Origin of the sequence: Exiguobacterium sp. s75, assembly GCF_018617145.1 — a bacterium.
Classification (GTDB): Bacteria; Bacillota; Bacilli; order Exiguobacteriales; family Exiguobacteriaceae; genus Exiguobacterium; species Exiguobacterium profundum.
Genome location: NZ_JACSJQ010000005.1, coordinates 43,570 through 60,344, shown reverse-complemented (window position 1 = coordinate 60,344; position 16,775 = coordinate 43,570). Strand labels below are relative to the sequence as shown.

Below are 16,775 nucleotides of genomic sequence, written 5' to 3'. Positions count from 1 at the left end.
TTTTGTCCTTAATGTGTCCGCGTGTACAACCACACGAGATTCGTGAACTTTTGCACTTCCGTCTCGCCTGTCACGCCTTTAAATAGCCGTTGGAATGGCTTTAACAATTGCTCTAACACGATTTTCCGAAGACGCTCTTGTTTAAGTTCGAACGAAATCGCATCGAACAAATCTCGCTGTTCTTCCGTCATGTCGACATGCTCTTCGATGCGAGCAGCCATCTCGATCAATTCTTCGATTGTTATGAGATGTTTATCTGTCGTCCCACGCATTTGATCGACCGTGACCGGGTTCAAGACGTGCTCTCCTGTCTCCATCATCCGAGCGGCAATCAATTCGACATACGTGTATAAGCTTCGGACGACTTTTTGAGGAGAGTAGGCAGCATTCGTGATGCGGTTCGTAAACAAGATATGTTGCAACATTCCGTTGAAGAGCACCGTCAATTCCATCGAATACGGTCTGACAGCCTCTCCGATAATTTCCGTCAAACGCATCGCAATCCATTCAATCTCATAAATACGATGTTGAAGAACAAGTTTCTTCAATTCATTCTCATTTGACGACATGATCGATTCAAATAACGCGTGCAAGTTCCGCTCTTCGTTCAATTGAATCAATATCGAAATCTGTTCGATGAAGACGTCACGATCTCGCTTATCCCGCCCCATCTGCATTTCGATTCGGCGTTGCCCTGCATCATATCGTAAGTTCTCGAGGATACTAGCGACACAATCCGTCTTAGATGAGAAGTAGTTATAAAACGTCCCTTTGGAGATGTTGGCACGGTCGATAATCTCTTGCACCGATGTGTGTTGCACTCCATTTTCGATGAAGAGAGACATGGCAATATCGGCGACTTTTCTTTTTTTCTCTTTCATTCTTACATGGCTCCGTTCTGTCTGGTTTGTACCTTTACTATAGCACCGAAAACCATTTTAGACTAATAGTACAAAATGGTTGCTTTATTTATACAACGGGTATAAAATCATCTCATCGACACTTACCAACACATAACTATTTAGAAAATAAAGGAGCCATCCATATGAAACCAGAATTCCAAAAGAAACCGCCTTACGTCATGTTGGCGGTCCTCTTTGCGGGTGCGTTTATCGCATTCCTGAACAACTCATTACTCAACGTCGCGCTCCCATCGATCATGGTCGACCTCGAAATCGCGGATTACTCGACCGTACAGTGGCTTGCGACCGGCTTTATGCTCGTGACAGGTGTTCTTGTCCCGGCATCCGCCTATTTGATCACTCGTTTTTCAAACCGAAGCTTGTTCATTACGTCGATGAGCATCTTCGCCATCGGTACGGCTATCGCGGCCTTCTCGCCAAACTTTGGCTGGTTGTTGAGCGGTCGGATGATTCAAGCCGTCGGAGCCTCGACAATGGGACCACTCTTGATGAACGTCATGCTCGTCAGCTTCCCGCGTGAAAAACGGGGGATGGCGATGGGGATTTTCGGACTTGTCATGATCTCGGCACCTGCGATTGGACCGACACTTTCCGGTTATATCGTCGAGTACTATGACTGGCGCGTCTTATTCGAAATGATTTTACCGCTCGCCATCATCGGTCTCGCGCTCGCTGTTTGGAAAGCAGAGAACGTCATGGTCCAAAACAAAGACCAGTCACTCGATTACTTGTCACTCGTCTTATCGACACTCGGATTTGGCGGGATTTTATACGGTGTCAGTTCAGCAAGCTCGGACGGCTGGGATAACCCAATCGTCTTGGCGACGATGATCGTTGGTGCCATCTCGTTGATCGCATTCATTTATCGTCAGCTCCATATGGAAAAACCATTGCTCGACTTGCGTGCTTACAAACATCCGATGTTCGCACTCGCGTCAGTCATTGCGATGGTCAACGCGGTCGCGATGTTCTCCGGTATGATTTTGACACCGGCTTACGTCCAAAGCGTACGTGGTATCTCCCCACTCGATTCAGGGCTCATGCTTCTTCCTGGTGCGATCATCATGGGAATCATGTCGCCGATCACGGGTAAACTGTTTGACCGATTCGGGCCAAAATTATTGGCACTTACCGGATTGACAATCACCGCGGTATCGACGTACATGCTCGCAAACGTCCAACTTGACTCGACGTATACGTACATCGTCTTGACGTACACGTTGCGTATGTTTGGGATGTCAATGGTCATGATGCCGATCATGACAAATGGACTCAACCAGTTACCGACTCGCCTCAATCCGCACGGAACGGCCATCAACAACACGGCCCAACAAGTATCTGGTGCGATTGGTACGGCAGTCCTCGTCACTGTCATGAACTCGGTGACACGCACGGAAGCTGAATCATTGATGACCGGAATTGATCCTGCGACACTCACAGAGAGCTCAATGGGCGCCATCACTCAGCAAGCCCTCTTGTCTGGGATTCAATATTCGTTCTATGTCGCACTCGGGATGAACCTCTTGGCACTCGTTTTAGCATTTTTCGTGAAACGCGTGGATGTACGGAAGTTCGATGACAATGTAGAAACTGTTGAAGAATTGAAACAAGCAAATTAAATGTTGAGAAGCCGCTTTGAATGTTGAATTCAGAGCGGTTTTTTTAATTTCTCATTCCCTTCATAAATAAATCTGAAATTAAAATTTAATCCTAATATGGTATTATTTCTCAATGGATAGGATTCGTTTAGGAGGGTACATATGATGAAAAAAGTGTTTAGCTTGATGATCGCATTTCTGCTGATCACATCTTCTCTTCTCTCGACCGCATCAATCGTTGAGGCGGCCCCGAAGAAGCAGAATCGTGCTATTATGGGAGTATCGGCTTTGACTCCGCAACAAATGGCGGATTACGTAAAAAAGAAGAATCCTCGTGATGTCCGGCTCGCAAAAACGTCTGTCGAAGATTTGGCGAAACTCTTCGTCATCATCGGCGCTAAGGAAGGTGTTCGTGGGGATGTCGCATTCGCACAAGCATTGAAAGAGACCGGTTATTTCCGTTACGGTGGCGATGTCCTTCCGAAGCAGCATAACTACTCTGGAATCGGGACGACTGGAAATGGTGTAAAAGGTCACTTTTTCCGTTCCCCACAACAAGGGGTGACTGCTCAAATTCAGCATCTAAAAGCATACGCTTCAAACGATGCACTGAACACGAAACAAGTCGACCCACGCTTCCATCTCGTCAAGCGAGGCTCTGCGAAAACGTGGCCATCTCTTCACCAAAAATGGGCCATGCAGCCGAAAGGAAATTACGGGACCGAGATTCTTTCGATTTATCAAGAAATGTCGAAAACACCAAAACGTGTCGCTAAAGCAAAACGATGAGGAAATGTAGGGGTGAAAGAACGTGACGTGCAAACAAGTTAGACTCGCGAGCGGAATCGCATTATTCGTGACCGGCGTGATGTTGTTACTCAAACGCTAATGAGCATTTCGGACAATCGTCCGAGTGCTTTTTTTGTGGATGAACACAAAGCCATGGCACTCTATAAGTACCACAGCCTTCGCTAACGTTTATATAACTCAATGCCCCCGATACTTCCCAAGCGCCCGCATATTCAAGAGGTACAAGACCCCTGCATAGAGAATCAAACCGAGTAAATATACCCAGATGCCTGAGAAGCCACTTCCGTAAATCATGACTTCCTTGATCGCTGTCGCTCCGTAGAAGATTGGCATGATGTAACTCAAGTTCCCGAGACCATATGGAATCAAGTCGAGCGGGATGAGTCCCGAGAAGAATACTTGCGGGATGATGGTGAACGGAATCATCTGTACGACTTGTAGTTCCGATCGGGCAAACACCGAGATGGTCGCCCCGAAGAGCACCGCCGTACCCGCCATAAGTAGCATCGTCAACATGACCCACGCCATATTCCCGAGCGAAGACAGACCGAGCACATAAATCGAATAGAGCACGATGAAAATTGACTGAATCACCGCAAACGTTCCGTACCCGAGTGTATATCCTAAAATGACTTGTCCTCGTTTGATCGGAGTCATCAACAGTCGTTCGAGCGTACCGCCACTCCGTTCTTTGACGAGTGCCATCGCAGATAGGATGAACACGAAGAAGAACGAGAAAAGGGATAGGAAGACGAAGCCGAACGAATCGAATGTCGATTGGTCCTCTTCCCCATAGACGAATGACGTATCGATTTCAGCTGCAGGGTTGAGCGTCGCCAACGCATCTTGAATCTCACCAACCGCCTTCGACGACTTCGTCGAAGGTTCGCGTAACGTGATGGTCGTTCCTTCTTGATTCATTTCAAACACGGCATCGACATGTTCATTGTCTTCGATATATACTTTTGGATCATCGAACGTGGCCTGTTCCACTTCGAGCGTCTCGTCTTCGAACGCATCGACGAGCTGTTCTGGTGCGTTGTCGTCCAGAACGACAGTCGGCACGTAATCCGAGTCACCGAGTAGGAAGTAGACGAGTGTCAATATAAGAAGTGGCGCAATCAAAATCAAGGCGACGCTTCGTTTATCATTCAACGTCTGAAAGATGACACGCTTCGCTAAGTTACGCATGGTCACCCACCTCCTCTTTCCCAGCAATCAAGAACAGTTCTTCGACGCGACCGTTCTCGGTCTGGTCGAGCAAATCTTGCACATGGTCATAGGCGATCAACCGTCCATTATAGACGAGCGCGGCTCGATCACATTCGAGCACTTCATCCATGACGTGCGTCGAGACGATGATGGTCGTCCCTTCCGCCCGAATCGTTTGGAACTGATCCCAAATCTGTCGGCGTAAAATCGGATCGATTCCGACCGTCGGTTCATCTAGAAACAACACGTCTGGCTTATGCAAAATGGCGATAGCCAAGGACAGGCGTTTCTTCATCCCGCCTGAAAAATTGCGGACGAGCTTATTCCGGTCGTTCGTTAAATCGACAAGGTTGAGCACTTCGGTGATGCGTTCTTGGAGCGCCTTTTTCTCTAACTTATAAATCGACCCGAAGAAGGCGAGGTTCGCCTCAGCCGACAAGTCTTCGTACAAGCCATCGTTCTGCGGCATAAATCCGATTTGTTGGAGCATGTCCATGTTTGGCATCTTCGTTTCGCCGATGTGGACACTTCCTTTGTCCGGTGCGAGGGCGCCGATCATGAGTCGGATGAGGGTTGTCTTCCCCGATCCAGAGGGTCCGAGCAAACAGCAAATCTCTCCGGATGGGATGGTGAAGTCGATGTTGTCGATGGCGAGTTGGTCACCGAATGACTTGTCGACGCGTTGCAGTTGAATGTTCATTTCTGTCACTCCTTTTCGGCGCCTCCTCGTGTATACTCAAGATAATCGACACCGTGTTGGTTTATATGTTCAGTATAGACCCCGTTCACTGTGGCAACAATCGTCAATATCGGTCATCGTGTCGGTTTTCCGACAGATGCAATGAATGTGTTGAGGAAAAGGAGAAATAATATGGAACAAACCGATTTACGCGTCATCCGGACGAAGAAGTTGATCAAAGATGCCTTCTTCAGCCTTATTGAGGAGCAGGGATTTGAGGCCGTCACCGTCAAGCAATTGACTGAACGGGCCGGCATCAATCGGGGTACCTTTTATAGTCACTATGTGGATAAGTTCGAGTTGATGGAGAAATGCGTCGACGAGATCTTTGAAGAGGCTGAACAGAAGTTGATTCATCAGTTGCCACACATCTTCGGAGAAGAACGGACCAACAACTCGTATCATTACCTCATTCCGTTCATCCGTTTCATCGAAGACAACCAAATCATCATGAAGCCACTCCTCGGCCCGAACGGAGACCCGACGTTCCAGGCAAAACTTCGAAAGTTTATGCAAGCTGCCTTGTTTCAGCGCTCGCCTGTAACCTTGTTTAATCCGGATAAGATGATGGTCCCACCTCCATATCTCGTCGCCTATCTGTCTTCAGCGCACATGGGCGTCATCTACGAGTGGTTGAACAATCCGTCTTCGGAAGAGACAGCGGAAGACATCGCCCGGATTATCTATACGATCACTTATGAAGGACCACTTGTTGCCGGCGGTGTGAAGTCAAACGAATAAAGCCTCCCGCATATATTGCGAGAGGCTATTTTTACGAAACTCGAACGTGCACGTGTAAGTTCCCATTTTCTTCAGTTGTCGTCTGGTAAGCATTTTGCACCGCCTCTAAATCATGCCAGGCGATGCGGTATGACTTTTCTCGCATCCCTTCAAACTCGAAGGCGAGATGTTGTAAATCCGACATACCTAGGATGCGGTCAAACGGTCCACCCTCGCCAGTCCATTCCAATTGATTCGCCGAATCCTTCAATACGAGGTCGAGTCCATGCATCACTTTTTCTTTGATCAATTGTCCATCCGCCGCAACACGCATCCCGTCTTGAATATCATGCATTCGACACGATTCAATCTCATCAAACGGGATCGTGATTTCATCCCCGTTCGCAAAGTGAAGTGTGATTGTTTTTACGATCATCTTAGATTCCTACTTTCGTTCAGTCTCTGTTCCCTTACTATACATAACTTTTGTCGGTTCAGGGATGACATCTTTGTGGATGTGGCAAATCCGTAAAAGCATGTTCGTTTCATTTGGAAACGGGAATAGAAGAGGTAGCACTCATTCTGTTTTTTGAAAATAACACTTCGGAAAGGCGGCGAATATATGCCATCAGTGGAAAAGTCGGTCATCGTCATCGGCGGAGGGCTCGGCGGCTTGTCAGCGGCCATCTCACTCGCTCAAAAAGGTTACGACGTCTCACTCTACGAAAAGAACGATCACATCGGCGGGAAAGTGAATCGTCTCGAACAAGACGGATTCGGCTTCGACCTCGGGCCCTCGATTTTAACGATGCCTCACATCTTCGACAAACTGTTCCGTGGAAGTGGGAAACGGATGGAAGACTATGTATCCATCAAGCGGCTTGAGCTCGAATGGCGCTCGTTCTTCCCGGACGATACCGTCCTCGACCTTTACCATGACCTCGAACAGATGCAGCGGGCAAACCCTTCCCTCTCTCGAAAAGACATGCAGGAATATCGTGAACTGCTGAATTACGCAGCGCGCATCTATAAGACGACCGAGAAGGGATACTTGGCCGAAGGGTTTGAATCCCCATTAGAAGCCGTCATGAAAACGGGCATCTTCCCGACCCTATTCGGATTCGATTTGACGTCGACGATGTATAGCGCCATCAAGAAGCGCATCAGCAATCCACATCTTCGTGATATGCTGTCGTATTACGTCAAATATGTCGGGTCGTCTCCGTATAACGCACCGGCCGTCCTCAATATGATGATTTACATGCAATATGCCCAAGGCTGTTGGTATGTCGAAGGCGGCACCCATAAGCTCGCGGAAGGCTTGACGAAGCTCGCCGAAGAGATCGGTGTGAAGCTACATACCGGAGAAGGCGTGGTTCGTGCACATACGGTGAATGAGAAAGTGACCGCCATCGAGCTCGAAGACGGACGTCTCCGTTCCGCTGATTATTTCGTCTCGAACATGGAAGTCATCCCGTTCTATCAGAAGATGGTCGACGCCGACAAACAGTACGTCGACAAACTCGTCGATAAATATGAACCGGCGAGCTCCGGATTCGTCCTCCATCTCGGGGTGAAGAAAGCCTATCCTCAACTCGCGCACCATAACTTCTTCTTCTCCGAAAATTTGCATGAACAGATGGATAAAATTTTTGAGAAACATGAACTTCCGGACGATCCGACGATTTACCTCGTCAACGTCAACAAGACCGACCCGACCCAAGCGCCACCAGGACATGAGAACATCAAAATCTTGCCACACATTCCGTATATTCAGAATGTGCCGTTCACGGAAGAAGAGTACGCCGCTTTTGAAGAACGTGTACTCGACAAATTGGAACAAATGGGTCTCGATGGTTTGCGTGAACATACGGTGACGCGTGACGTATGGACGCCTCATGATATCGAGCGGACGTACGGATCGGACCGAGGTGCCATTTATGGAACGGTCGCCGACAAGAATCGGAACGGTGGCTTCAAGCATAAGAAGCAGAGCGAACTCTATCATAACCTCTACTTTGTCGGGGGAACCGTCAATCCGGGCGGTGGCATGCCGATGGTGACGTTGAGCGGTCAGCAAGTGAGCGACAAGATTGCGAAACGTGACAAAGTGAAGTGATTCTTTTATCCCTCATGTTCAATGAGGGATTATTTTTTTGAAACTTTTTCCAATAACCTTCCGTATATTGTGCAACGATACAAACAATCAAATAGACAAGCGGAGGAACAGGATGCATCAAATCACAAGTTATTTCTTTATGTATGCCAAAGTTGTCGTCACGGATAAGATTCCATTCATCTGGACATTCTTAATCCCACTCATAATCGCCTTGACGCAGTCATCTTCAGATATTCGCCAAGCAACGACAGCGGAATACTACCCAGGGCTCTCTTATTTCTGGGTGTATATTATTCTTGCTACATATGTGAACGGTGTCGGCATCGAACTCGCTCGTATGCGTGAATACGGACTGATGAAAACGTACGTGATGATCTCAGGCAACAAACTGACATATGTCATCGCCGTCATCTTGGCGCAACTCTTATTCGCCTCCATCAGCTTAACTTTATTCACAACGGTCGTCACGCTCGTACACGGGTTCTTTTCGTTCAAGTTGATTGCAACGTCTCTACTCGTATTGATTGGCAGTATCCCGTTCGCGGTTGCCAGTGTCGCCATCACGACACTTCCAGTGAAAGTATCGAGTCTCGGGACGTTCGCGAACATACTGATGTTCCCACTCTTTTTACTGGCGATCAAGTCACCTGATCAATGGTTCAGCTTCCTCAACCCGTTCTACGCGCTTCACGAATTCGCGCTCGGGTTGCTGCATCTGACGACTCAAGTCGAGCTCTCGTTCGGAGTATGGGCGACAGGCCTCTCTGTACTTGGGTATTTCATCATCGGCGCGATTGCGTTGAAACGCTTCAGTCTCGTCTCACTCATCACACGCTAGGAGGTTCTTATGCACGTAAACCAACTCACTTATCGCTATCCGAAAGCGGCACGTCCTGTTCTCGATGATGTCTCGTTCACACTGCAATCGAATAAACTGAACGTTTTGATTGGACAAAATGGTGCTGGGAAGACGACCCTGTTTGATTGTATGACCGGGGCACTTCCGGTCGACAAGACATCACTCGAACTCGTTCCGACGACGGACATGCTCTATTTGACACAACTCATGTACAACCATCATGAGTTGACGGGGAAAGACTTCGCCTATTTCATCGGACGTCTGTCGCAACGTCCCGACTTCAAGAAACTCGAATCGTATATGAATAACCTTTCAACTTCTCGCGAACAAGAACTGTTCGAACATCTATGGACGATGAAGCTCGGGAAGATGTCGGTCGGGGAGAAGAAATGGCTCTTCGTGACGCTCTTATCTTCAATCAAACGTTCTCTCTATTTATTTGATGAGCCGACGAGCGGGGTCGACCCGGCGTCCCGCATTCAAATCATGCGCCGCCTGCAACGACTCGTCGATGAGGGCAAGACATGTCTCATCTCCACACATCAGTTACATGACTTGGTTCAACTTGATGCCCATGTCATCTTCCTGCATGGTGGACGCGTTTTGTATGAAGGGGACTTCCAAGACTGGCTCGACGAGTCTGGAACGACCGACCCGGACGAAGCGTTCGTTCGGATGGTTGACACGCCGCTTGACGATGTAGCGGTGACACGATGAATGAATCGTTTTGGGAACGATACCGGTTCACATTCTATACAATCGGCATGGTCGTCTGCGGCTTTCTCATTTCCATGTTCTCATAATAAAACTCAGCCCTGACGTGTGTCAGGGCTGAGTTTTATTGTTCACGATGTGCGCGTCGTAATTCCCGATTCGTCACGTGCTCCGGGTCCGCTTCACGTAGTTTCCGGTCCATCGACACGTACAAGATGAGGAGCGGAATGATGCCAATCAATGCGACACCGAGTAGTTCCTGCATCGAATCCAATACGAACCACGTGAGGAAAGTAAATACACCAAGTGATCCAAACATGGCGACGATGATTTGAAATTCTCGACGAACGAGACGTTGGTATTCCTCGTCTTCGTTAAATGTACGTAACAACTCCATCCGTCGCCATGCTTGATAGAGCATCGGCAGTTGGGTCACGAGGAAAGAGAAGGCAACCGTCGTCACCGTGATACCTCTTATGACCGAAACAACGAGAAGGAGAAACAGACCGATGATGCCAAATATCGCGCTGACCCCTCGCGAATCGAGATCCTGTTTCACCATTTTGGGGAGGCGTTCTTGTTTATTCATCACGCTTCACTTTTTCGTTTTTTCCGTTGCAGCTGGACATGACCGAGTTCAACACCCGTCACGTGTAACGAATCGATTTCTTTTAGCTTGCGGTCGATTGGAAAACTGAGAATCAACAGAACTATGATTCCAATAAATGCAATGATAACGAAAGTGAACAATGAAATCCACTCAAGCTCCGCACTGGTAATCAGTATGAGAACAAGTAATGGCGAGGTAAGACCCAATAAAAATTCAGATCGCACGAGTTGTTGATACCGTTTGTCTTCGTTAAATGACAGTAATAACTTCTTGCGGTGCCATGATTTATATAAGGCAGGAAATTGTCCGAAAAAAATCATAGCATACAACAAGAAGACGTTCGTCGTCCATATATAGAAGAAGGTCAAGACGATGGCCCCAATCAACGGAAGGGTCAATTGCTTCTTTCGTTTTTCATCATCTTTCAACATCTGTTCTAGTCTGACTTCATGGTCTACCATCGAATCCCCCTTGTGTGTGTTCTTTATTTTTCTATACGGAAACTATGCTCGATTAGTTTCATCCTCTACGCTTCTCCCGGTTCATCAATCCCAACAAACTCTCGACCACATGCTCGTCATCAATCTTTAGAATTTTCCAGTCAATCCATGACTCGAGAATGAGACAACTCGCAATCAGCATCGCACAGCCAAGGCTTAACGTATCAAGCGATATGTACTTCAGTGCATAAAGCGCCATCATCGATATGACACCAATCAAGAGAATAAACTGAATCATGCCTTTTAGATAAATAAAGCGTTGGTACGTGGATGAGTCATTGAACTGTAAAAACAACTTGATTTTATGCCATGTCGCTACCAGAAGCGGCATGAGCATCGCCGCACAAAAGATGAACAGGGATAGGCTCATTCTGGAATCATTGAACAATAGCCAAAGCGCCGTCACTACACCGATGATGATCACTAGTAGCGGACCTTTTTTAGTCCATGCTTTGTCGTACAAGTATTCCATTCGTTCTTCACGTAACACCTTACACACCTCCAAAAGTAAAAATCATCCAATTTATCGATATCTATATCTTAACAATCTATAAGCAAACTTTCGAGGTTTTCCCATTAAAAAGGAAAAAGCATCTGACGATTGTCAGATGCTGATTAATTTGAATGCCGGCGAAGGAGTCGGAATAAAAAGATTCCAATCATCGTCAACAACCCTAAGTTTAGAATTGTCCATCCCATGTCCATCACTTGTTGCATATCATTACCCCCTTCTATCCTGTTCTTCTAAATTATACATATCTTTTCAAAAAAAGATTCGGTCAAATTGTTCTTTTTATCCTTTTTTTCCTAATGAGTCAAAAGTTTTGGTTACATCTGGTCAATCAACGGAATAGAAGTCAACGGTGATGGACCCGATCTGTCATACTCAACTGAATCGACAGCAGCATGGACAAACTTGTTCAAAACGTGGAACTTCTTTTTAACATTTAACTCGCTCGATTCATCGACGCGCGAGTTGGTTTACCCTTTCCACTCAATTGAAATACGAGCACCCCACCAACGATTAACACAATCCCGACGACTGTCTTCCATGTGAACGGGACGGCCGTCAATCCGAACCAACCTAACGTATCCCAAAGGAGCGCGAACAAGATTTGAGACACCATGACGATCGATATGGCATAACTCGGTCCGAGGCGCTCGACCCCTTGCGTCACACTCATGACGACCCCGACGCCGAGGATTCCGCTGAACCAGTACCATGTCTCCATCTCCTCTACTCGGAACAAGCCACCACCTTCCTGAAACAGACCGATGAGTAGCGATGCTAAAAATCCAAGACTGAGAACGAGCGTCGTCGTCGCCCATGCCCCGACATGCTTCTTGACGTTGGCGTTAAACGTGTTTTGCACACAGACGAGCATTCCGCCGATGACAGCAAGCATCATCCCAATCGCCATATGCCTCCCTCCTATTCATAAATGCTCTCCCCGACAATCTCCAACAAACCTTCCCGATCGACGAGCGTGATTACCCGCCGATTTCGTTCAATCAATCCTGCCTCAACGAAACGCCGGAGCGTCCGATTCACATGACGATAACTCGTCCCAATCAAATCAGCGATATCCGTCAATTGGTCGACAGTCGAGCCGAGTGTTTGGTCATTCGGCGTCATCGATAACAGATAACTCGCCAAGCGCACTTCGACAGGGTAAAACAAGTTGAAGCTGAGTGATTGAGATTTTCGTTCAAATTTTCTTGTGATCTCTTCTAATAAATAGTGTAACCACGCAACATCGTGGTGGGCATGTCGAACCAAATCCTCGAAGCGAATGACAAGCATCTCGACTGACGTGACCGCCTCGACCGTATTCAAAAACGGGGTCCGTTGAATATATTCGATGTCCCCGATCAAATCGAGCGGATATTTGAAGGAGAGGACGAGGCGCTTGCCGGTAGCAGAAGCATGGGAGACACGAATCTTCCCCTTCACTAAGAAGCGGAGATGCCCTGCTTCATCACCTTGCGTACAGATGACGTCTCCTGGCTCGTATCGAACGAGCTGCAATTCGTTCTGCGCTTCTTCTGGTAAGACAGTCAATTCAAATTGCTTCACATACGCGTCAACCATGCACGTTTCCCCCTACCATTTTAATAAGATGACCCCCGCAATCATCATGAACACACCAATCAACTGAGCCCCGTTCAACTTCCGTCGCAACATTCCGAACCATCCTCGCCAATCGATGACGAGCGCGAGCGCCAGTTGCGCAATGAGAAACAACGAGATTGTCATCGTGACCCCGAGTTTATGGACGGCCGTCATATTACTAAATAAGATAATCGCCGCAAATGCTCCGCCAGATAAATAGAGCGGCTTCACGTGCCGCATCTCGACATACGTGCGGTCCCGAAGCACCAGCATGACGAGAAGTGCGACGACGAATCCAGTGAATTGTGTCAACGTCGCCGCTTGCCACGTCCCAATCTGTGAACTGATTCGAGCATTCGCAACACTTTGTAACGTTAGAAAGAAGCCTCCGCTGATTGCAAATAATACTCCTCGCATCGTTCTCCCCCCTTAAGATAAACGAATCAATACAATCCCAATGACCATGACAACCAGACTCACGAGTTGCACACCAGTGACCGGATTCTTCTTCGCTCCGAACCAACCGAAACGGTCAATCAGTAAGCTACCGCATAACAGTCCGACGATGACGATGATGACAGCGATTCCTGTCCCGACAATCGGTACGATGAGGACGTTTCCTCCGATGAAGAGCGCCCCAATGATTCCACCGAGCCAAATCCACCACGGTTGACCTTTCAGTTGACCGAGCGGAACGGGTTGGCGTGAGACGAGTAAAATGAGTAAGAGCGCCAACGTTCCGACAACGAAAGAGACCAATGCCCCTTTCAGAGCCGATTCGAGCACTGTTCCCAAATAGCCGTTAATGGCCGTTTGCGTGGCACTCATCATCCCTGTGAAAATCCCAAACAGTCGCCAAAGGTTCAGATTCCCCGTGTCCGTTTCCATGGAGACGACCAGTTTGCCTCTTCGGCGGTTGAGCCAGTCGGATAAAGCGACCGTTCCGATGACTCCGAACAAGACGAGCACGACTCCGAACAAACGAAGCACCGTAATTGGGTGTTCGACAGAATTGAACCAACCGAAATGGTCAATCAACAACCCCATCAAAATCTGTCCAAAAATCGGCATGATGACCGTCTGGACACTCCCGAGTCTTGGGAACAGCAAAATATTTCCCGTTAAGAACAAGACCCCTAACAGTCCGCCAATCCACATCCAACCCGGACCTTCCTGAATCACCGAGCCGTCAAATCCGAATGACTGTCCGGTCAATAAGAGCAATAAGGACAAAAAGATCGTCCCGACAGTAAACGATAAAAAAGATGCAACGAACGGGGAGCCGACCACCTGACGCAAACGTGAGTTGACACTCGTCTGCATCGGCAATAAAATCCCAATCGTCAATCCAATCAAAATAGCTAACATGAATGTCTTCCTCGATTCTACTGGTTCTGTGTACATTGTCAGCTTACGCCTCTATACAAAAGAAGAAAAGGACCGATGTCCTCAAACAAAAAACGAACCCTTCTCAGGTGTTCGTTTCGGACTCACGGAAGCGTTGATCGCGCGCTTCACGCAATTCTTTCCCTCGTACATGATGCGCATCGAGCGAGTGTAAGTGTCGATTGATGACATACGGTGCCAGAATCGACATCACACCGATTCCGAACAGCCCGGCAATGGCAATGATGGGAGACAACGAGTCAGCATAATAGGCAGCCAATAAGCAGATAGTCAACACGAAGCAGAGCCACTGGATGCCAAAGTCTGTATACACCAGACGTTGGTACCGCGCATCCTCGTTAAAGGTCAGGAGCAGTTTTGTCTTCCGCCATTCAAAACAGAGATACGGAAAGAAACTGATGAAGACGAGGAGTGGAGCGTAGAGTTTGGACTGCGCGGCAATCACGAGCGTCATCACAATCGTCGCGATGGCGATGCCCCACCCCCAACGCCAATGACTGTCATCCTGCTTCAGTAATTGTTCAAGTCGCTTTTCTTTCGTCAGCATATGTACTCCTTTCATACGAACGGTAATGCTTTGTCACCTCATCTCGTGTCGGTTGCTCCGGGTCGGCTTGTCGCAATTGTTGCACGGTCTGATAGTGCGTCCATGCTAACATGACGATGCTTAGACCGAAGATGATCCATGCGACGGGTGCAATTTGCAGACGACTGAAGAGAACCGCTGCTGTGACCGCTCCAATCCAATAGGAATAGAGGCGATATAAGCGTTTTGTCAGTAGGATGCCTCGACCCACCGTGAAAATCTGTAAGACACGTCCTTCTTTGATTGTCAGTCCTATGAGTAGGACAGCCGTGAGGACCGAAGCGATTCCCCATATCCACCATGTATCAAAACCGAGCACAAAGCTGTTACAAAAAATAAGGGCTCCCGTGAGCCAAAGGTGGAGGGTTTGTCGTGACTGCCGATATCCTCCGATTACTTGAATCCGTTCTTTCTTTGTCATGAATCTTTACGACCTTTCCTTGAAATATCATCTAATGTATGTTTTAAACGTTCCCGGTTTGCCCGGGTCCACTCGCCTGATGTGACGTGGTGCTCATCAAGCGCGGACTGTTTTCGATCAATCCAACGTGGAATCAATATGAGACACGGTCCGCCGATCAGTAGCGTCCAACTCATCCACGGTAAGATATCGATTCCGTTGAAATGCAACCCAATCAAAATCATGAACCAGATCAAACTCATCAACATGACAGAAAAATCGATACGCAATAGACGATGATAGCGTGTCGATTCGTTGAAGGATTGCTTCAGTTTCATCTTGTTCCATTCAAGCCATGTCGTATAAAGAAGTGCGACACCGGGTAAAAGAATGCTATACGGACTCCATGTCGAAAGAAAATAGATGGATACGCCTAGCATGATTACGCTCTCGATGATGTTGAGACGAGTATATCGTTTCTCGAACTGTGCGATCTGTTGAAATCGTTGGGCTTTGTCCACGGTATCACCTCAATCTTTTACGAAGTCGAGTCTGATTTCACGACGCATCGGCTGTTCCATGTCGTACTGCGGCATCTGTCGGTCGAGCATTCTCTGTGCGACTTGCAATAAGATGACCCCGCCTAAAAAGACAACGAAAAGCGACCATGCCGGCCAATTGATTAGGACGATTAATGGGAAGAGAATCGCCAACAAGACTAGGAGTCCCATTTCCGATACATATTGCCAATCGATGATGCGCTTGGCTTGTTCCACACTGGTCAACTTTCTGACGAAGCGACGTTCTCGTCCGATGACGTAAAGCATAATCGTAAGTGTGAACGCTAACGGGATGGTGTACATCGGTTCTCCGTTAGACTGAAGCGTGAGAACGACAAGTCCTCCTATTAGTATTGCAAGAATCGAGCGCAACAAAAGCCAACGCTGCTGATAACGATAAATCGTATTGATCCGTTCTTGTTTGTTCATCTCATTCACCCTTTCAGAATCGTCGAATCTCGCGACGTGTCGGTTGCTCCGGATCGAGCCAGCGGATTTGTTGATCGAGCTTCTCTTGAGACCATAAGATATAAAGCAATGCCCCACCGATAAGAACCGCTGGAAGCCAAGACCATTCCATGATTCGAATGGCTAGCGGATTGACGAGTCCTAGCAATGCGATAAAGAGGAAGTCCAGATGATACTGCAATGTCACGACACGTTTCACCTGATCTTGCTCCGACAATCGACTAATCGCATCTGCTTCATGCGAAAGGAAGTAACGAGTCGCAAGTAACACTCCGCCGATAATGGCGAACCCAACCCAAATATTCCCGTCCGTTCGTATTAAAAAGTAGACCGCGAGAGCAGCTGGAATTGCTAGAAAAAGTCGTTGCAAAAGTCGCTTTCGATTTGATTGTTTAATCATATGTAATCGTTCTTGCTTATTCATCTTGATTCACCTC

The 16,775-nt window shown here is 47.7% G+C and carries 22 protein-coding genes; 6 read left to right on the top strand and 16 right to left on the bottom strand.

The annotated features are described in order from the left end of the window. Positions 1 to 8: 8 nt before the first annotated feature. On the bottom strand, positions 9 to 881 hold the full coding sequence (locus tag KNO68_RS13670) for a TetR/AcrR family transcriptional regulator (RefSeq protein ID WP_215112642.1): 873 nt from the start codon (positions 879 to 881) through the stop codon (positions 9 to 11). 164 nt (positions 882 to 1,045) lie between these two features. On the opposite strand from KNO68_RS13670, the gene KNO68_RS13665 reads away from it, so the two are divergent. Both KNO68_RS13665 and KNO68_RS13660 read left to right on the top strand, forming a co-directional pair. Then, on the top strand, positions 1,046 to 2,542 hold the full coding sequence (locus KNO68_RS13665; protein ID WP_215112641.1) for an MDR family MFS transporter: 1,497 nt from the start codon (positions 1,046 to 1,048) through the stop codon (positions 2,540 to 2,542). A 144-nt stretch (positions 2,543 to 2,686) separates the two neighbouring features. Further along, complete coding sequence (locus tag KNO68_RS13660) at positions 2,687 to 3,310, top strand: glucosaminidase domain-containing protein (RefSeq protein ID WP_235439581.1); 624 nt, start codon at positions 2,687 to 2,689, stop codon at positions 3,308 to 3,310. A gap of 198 nt (positions 3,311 to 3,508) precedes the next feature. Here the strand turns inward: KNO68_RS13660 and KNO68_RS13655 are convergent, their stop codons facing one another. Together KNO68_RS13655 and KNO68_RS13650 are read right to left on the bottom strand one after the other, a co-directional pair. Continuing rightward, positions 3,509 to 4,522, bottom strand: coding sequence for an ABC transporter permease (locus KNO68_RS13655; protein ID WP_214685715.1), 1,014 nt, complete (start codon positions 4,520 to 4,522; stop codon positions 3,509 to 3,511). After that, entirely contained in the window at positions 4,515 to 5,243 is a 729-nt protein-coding gene (locus tag KNO68_RS13650) for an ABC transporter ATP-binding protein (protein ID WP_214685713.1), read from the bottom strand. Before KNO68_RS13650 ends, KNO68_RS13655 begins: the two co-directional genes overlap by 8 nt. 171 nt (positions 5,244 to 5,414) lie before the next feature. On the opposite strand from KNO68_RS13650, the gene KNO68_RS13645 reads away from it, so the two are divergent. Further along, positions 5,415 to 6,023, top strand: coding sequence for a TetR/AcrR family transcriptional regulator (locus KNO68_RS13645; protein ID WP_214685710.1), 609 nt, complete (start codon positions 5,415 to 5,417; stop codon positions 6,021 to 6,023). Positions 6,024 to 6,054: 31 nt separating this feature from the next. Here the strand turns inward: KNO68_RS13645 and KNO68_RS13640 are convergent, their stop codons facing one another. Then, on the bottom strand, positions 6,055 to 6,438 hold the full coding sequence (locus KNO68_RS13640; protein WP_078146213.1) for a hypothetical protein: 384 nt from the start codon (positions 6,436 to 6,438) through the stop codon (positions 6,055 to 6,057). 186 nt (positions 6,439 to 6,624) lie between these two features. Between KNO68_RS13640 and KNO68_RS13635 the strand changes: the two genes are divergently transcribed. The 3 genes from KNO68_RS13635 (at position 6,625) to KNO68_RS13625 (ending at position 9,697) form a co-directional block, all read left to right on the top strand. Then, complete coding sequence (locus tag KNO68_RS13635) at positions 6,625 to 8,121, top strand: phytoene desaturase family protein (protein ID WP_215112640.1); 1,497 nt, start codon at positions 6,625 to 6,627, stop codon at positions 8,119 to 8,121. Between the two features lie 112 nt (positions 8,122 to 8,233). Next, complete coding sequence (locus tag KNO68_RS13630; protein WP_214685708.1) at positions 8,234 to 8,959, top strand: hypothetical protein; 726 nt, start codon at positions 8,234 to 8,236, stop codon at positions 8,957 to 8,959. A 9-nt stretch (positions 8,960 to 8,968) separates the two neighbouring features. Further along, on the top strand, positions 8,969 to 9,697 hold the full coding sequence (locus KNO68_RS13625) for an AAA family ATPase (protein WP_214758651.1): 729 nt from the start codon (positions 8,969 to 8,971) through the stop codon (positions 9,695 to 9,697). A gap of 121 nt (positions 9,698 to 9,818) precedes the next feature. Here the strand turns inward: KNO68_RS13625 and KNO68_RS13620 are convergent, their stop codons facing one another. The 12 genes from KNO68_RS13620 to KNO68_RS13565 all read right to left on the bottom strand — a co-directional run bounded on the left by KNO68_RS13620 (position 9,819) and on the right by KNO68_RS13565 (position 16,762). Beyond that, the gene (locus tag KNO68_RS13620) at positions 9,819 to 10,283 is read right to left on the bottom strand and encodes a hypothetical protein (RefSeq protein WP_078146209.1); all 465 of its coding nucleotides are present in this window, start codon (positions 10,281 to 10,283) and stop codon (positions 9,819 to 9,821) included. After that, positions 10,283 to 10,765 carry a hypothetical protein gene (locus tag KNO68_RS13615; RefSeq protein WP_214685702.1) on the bottom strand — a complete coding sequence of 161 codons (483 nt, stop codon included), beginning with the start codon at positions 10,763 to 10,765 and terminating at the stop codon, positions 10,283 to 10,285. The genes KNO68_RS13620 and KNO68_RS13615 overlap by 1 nt, the downstream gene beginning before the upstream one ends. Before the next feature lie 58 nt (positions 10,766 to 10,823). After that, a complete protein-coding gene (locus tag KNO68_RS13610) occupies positions 10,824 to 11,294 on the bottom strand; it encodes a hypothetical protein (RefSeq protein WP_214758649.1) in 471 nt (156 codons plus the stop codon). A gap of 457 nt (positions 11,295 to 11,751) precedes the next feature. Continuing rightward, positions 11,752 to 12,225 carry a DMT family transporter gene (locus tag KNO68_RS13605; protein WP_214758647.1) on the bottom strand — a complete coding sequence of 158 codons (474 nt, stop codon included), beginning with the start codon at positions 12,223 to 12,225 and terminating at the stop codon, positions 11,752 to 11,754. Between the two features lie 11 nt (positions 12,226 to 12,236). Further along, positions 12,237 to 12,896, bottom strand: coding sequence for a Crp/Fnr family transcriptional regulator (locus tag KNO68_RS13600; protein WP_215112639.1), 660 nt, complete (start codon positions 12,894 to 12,896; stop codon positions 12,237 to 12,239). Between the two features lie 12 nt (positions 12,897 to 12,908). Further along, positions 12,909 to 13,334, bottom strand: a complete 426-nt coding sequence (locus KNO68_RS13595; protein WP_214685697.1) for a DMT family transporter — start codon at positions 13,332 to 13,334, stop codon at positions 12,909 to 12,911. Positions 13,335 to 13,346: 12 nt separating this feature from the next. Further along, entirely contained in the window at positions 13,347 to 14,285 is a 939-nt protein-coding gene (locus KNO68_RS13590) for a DMT family transporter (RefSeq protein ID WP_214814482.1), read from the bottom strand. A 103-nt stretch (positions 14,286 to 14,388) separates the two neighbouring features. After that, positions 14,389 to 14,871, bottom strand: a complete 483-nt coding sequence (locus KNO68_RS13585; RefSeq protein WP_214685694.1) for a hypothetical protein — start codon at positions 14,869 to 14,871, stop codon at positions 14,389 to 14,391. Continuing rightward, on the bottom strand, positions 14,846 to 15,331 hold the full coding sequence (locus KNO68_RS13580; RefSeq protein ID WP_215112638.1) for a hypothetical protein: 486 nt from the start codon (positions 15,329 to 15,331) through the stop codon (positions 14,846 to 14,848). The genes KNO68_RS13585 and KNO68_RS13580 overlap by 26 nt, the downstream gene beginning before the upstream one ends. Next, complete coding sequence (locus tag KNO68_RS13575; protein ID WP_215112637.1) at positions 15,328 to 15,831, bottom strand: hypothetical protein; 504 nt, start codon at positions 15,829 to 15,831, stop codon at positions 15,328 to 15,330. Before KNO68_RS13575 ends, KNO68_RS13580 begins: the two co-directional genes overlap by 4 nt. 9 nt (positions 15,832 to 15,840) lie before the next feature. Continuing rightward, a complete protein-coding gene (locus KNO68_RS13570) occupies positions 15,841 to 16,299 on the bottom strand; it encodes a hypothetical protein (protein ID WP_215112636.1) in 459 nt (152 codons plus the stop codon). 13 nt (positions 16,300 to 16,312) lie between these two features. Then, positions 16,313 to 16,762, bottom strand: a complete 450-nt coding sequence (locus KNO68_RS13565) for a hypothetical protein (protein ID WP_215112635.1) — start codon at positions 16,760 to 16,762, stop codon at positions 16,313 to 16,315. Positions 16,763 to 16,775: the final 13 nt, after the last annotated feature.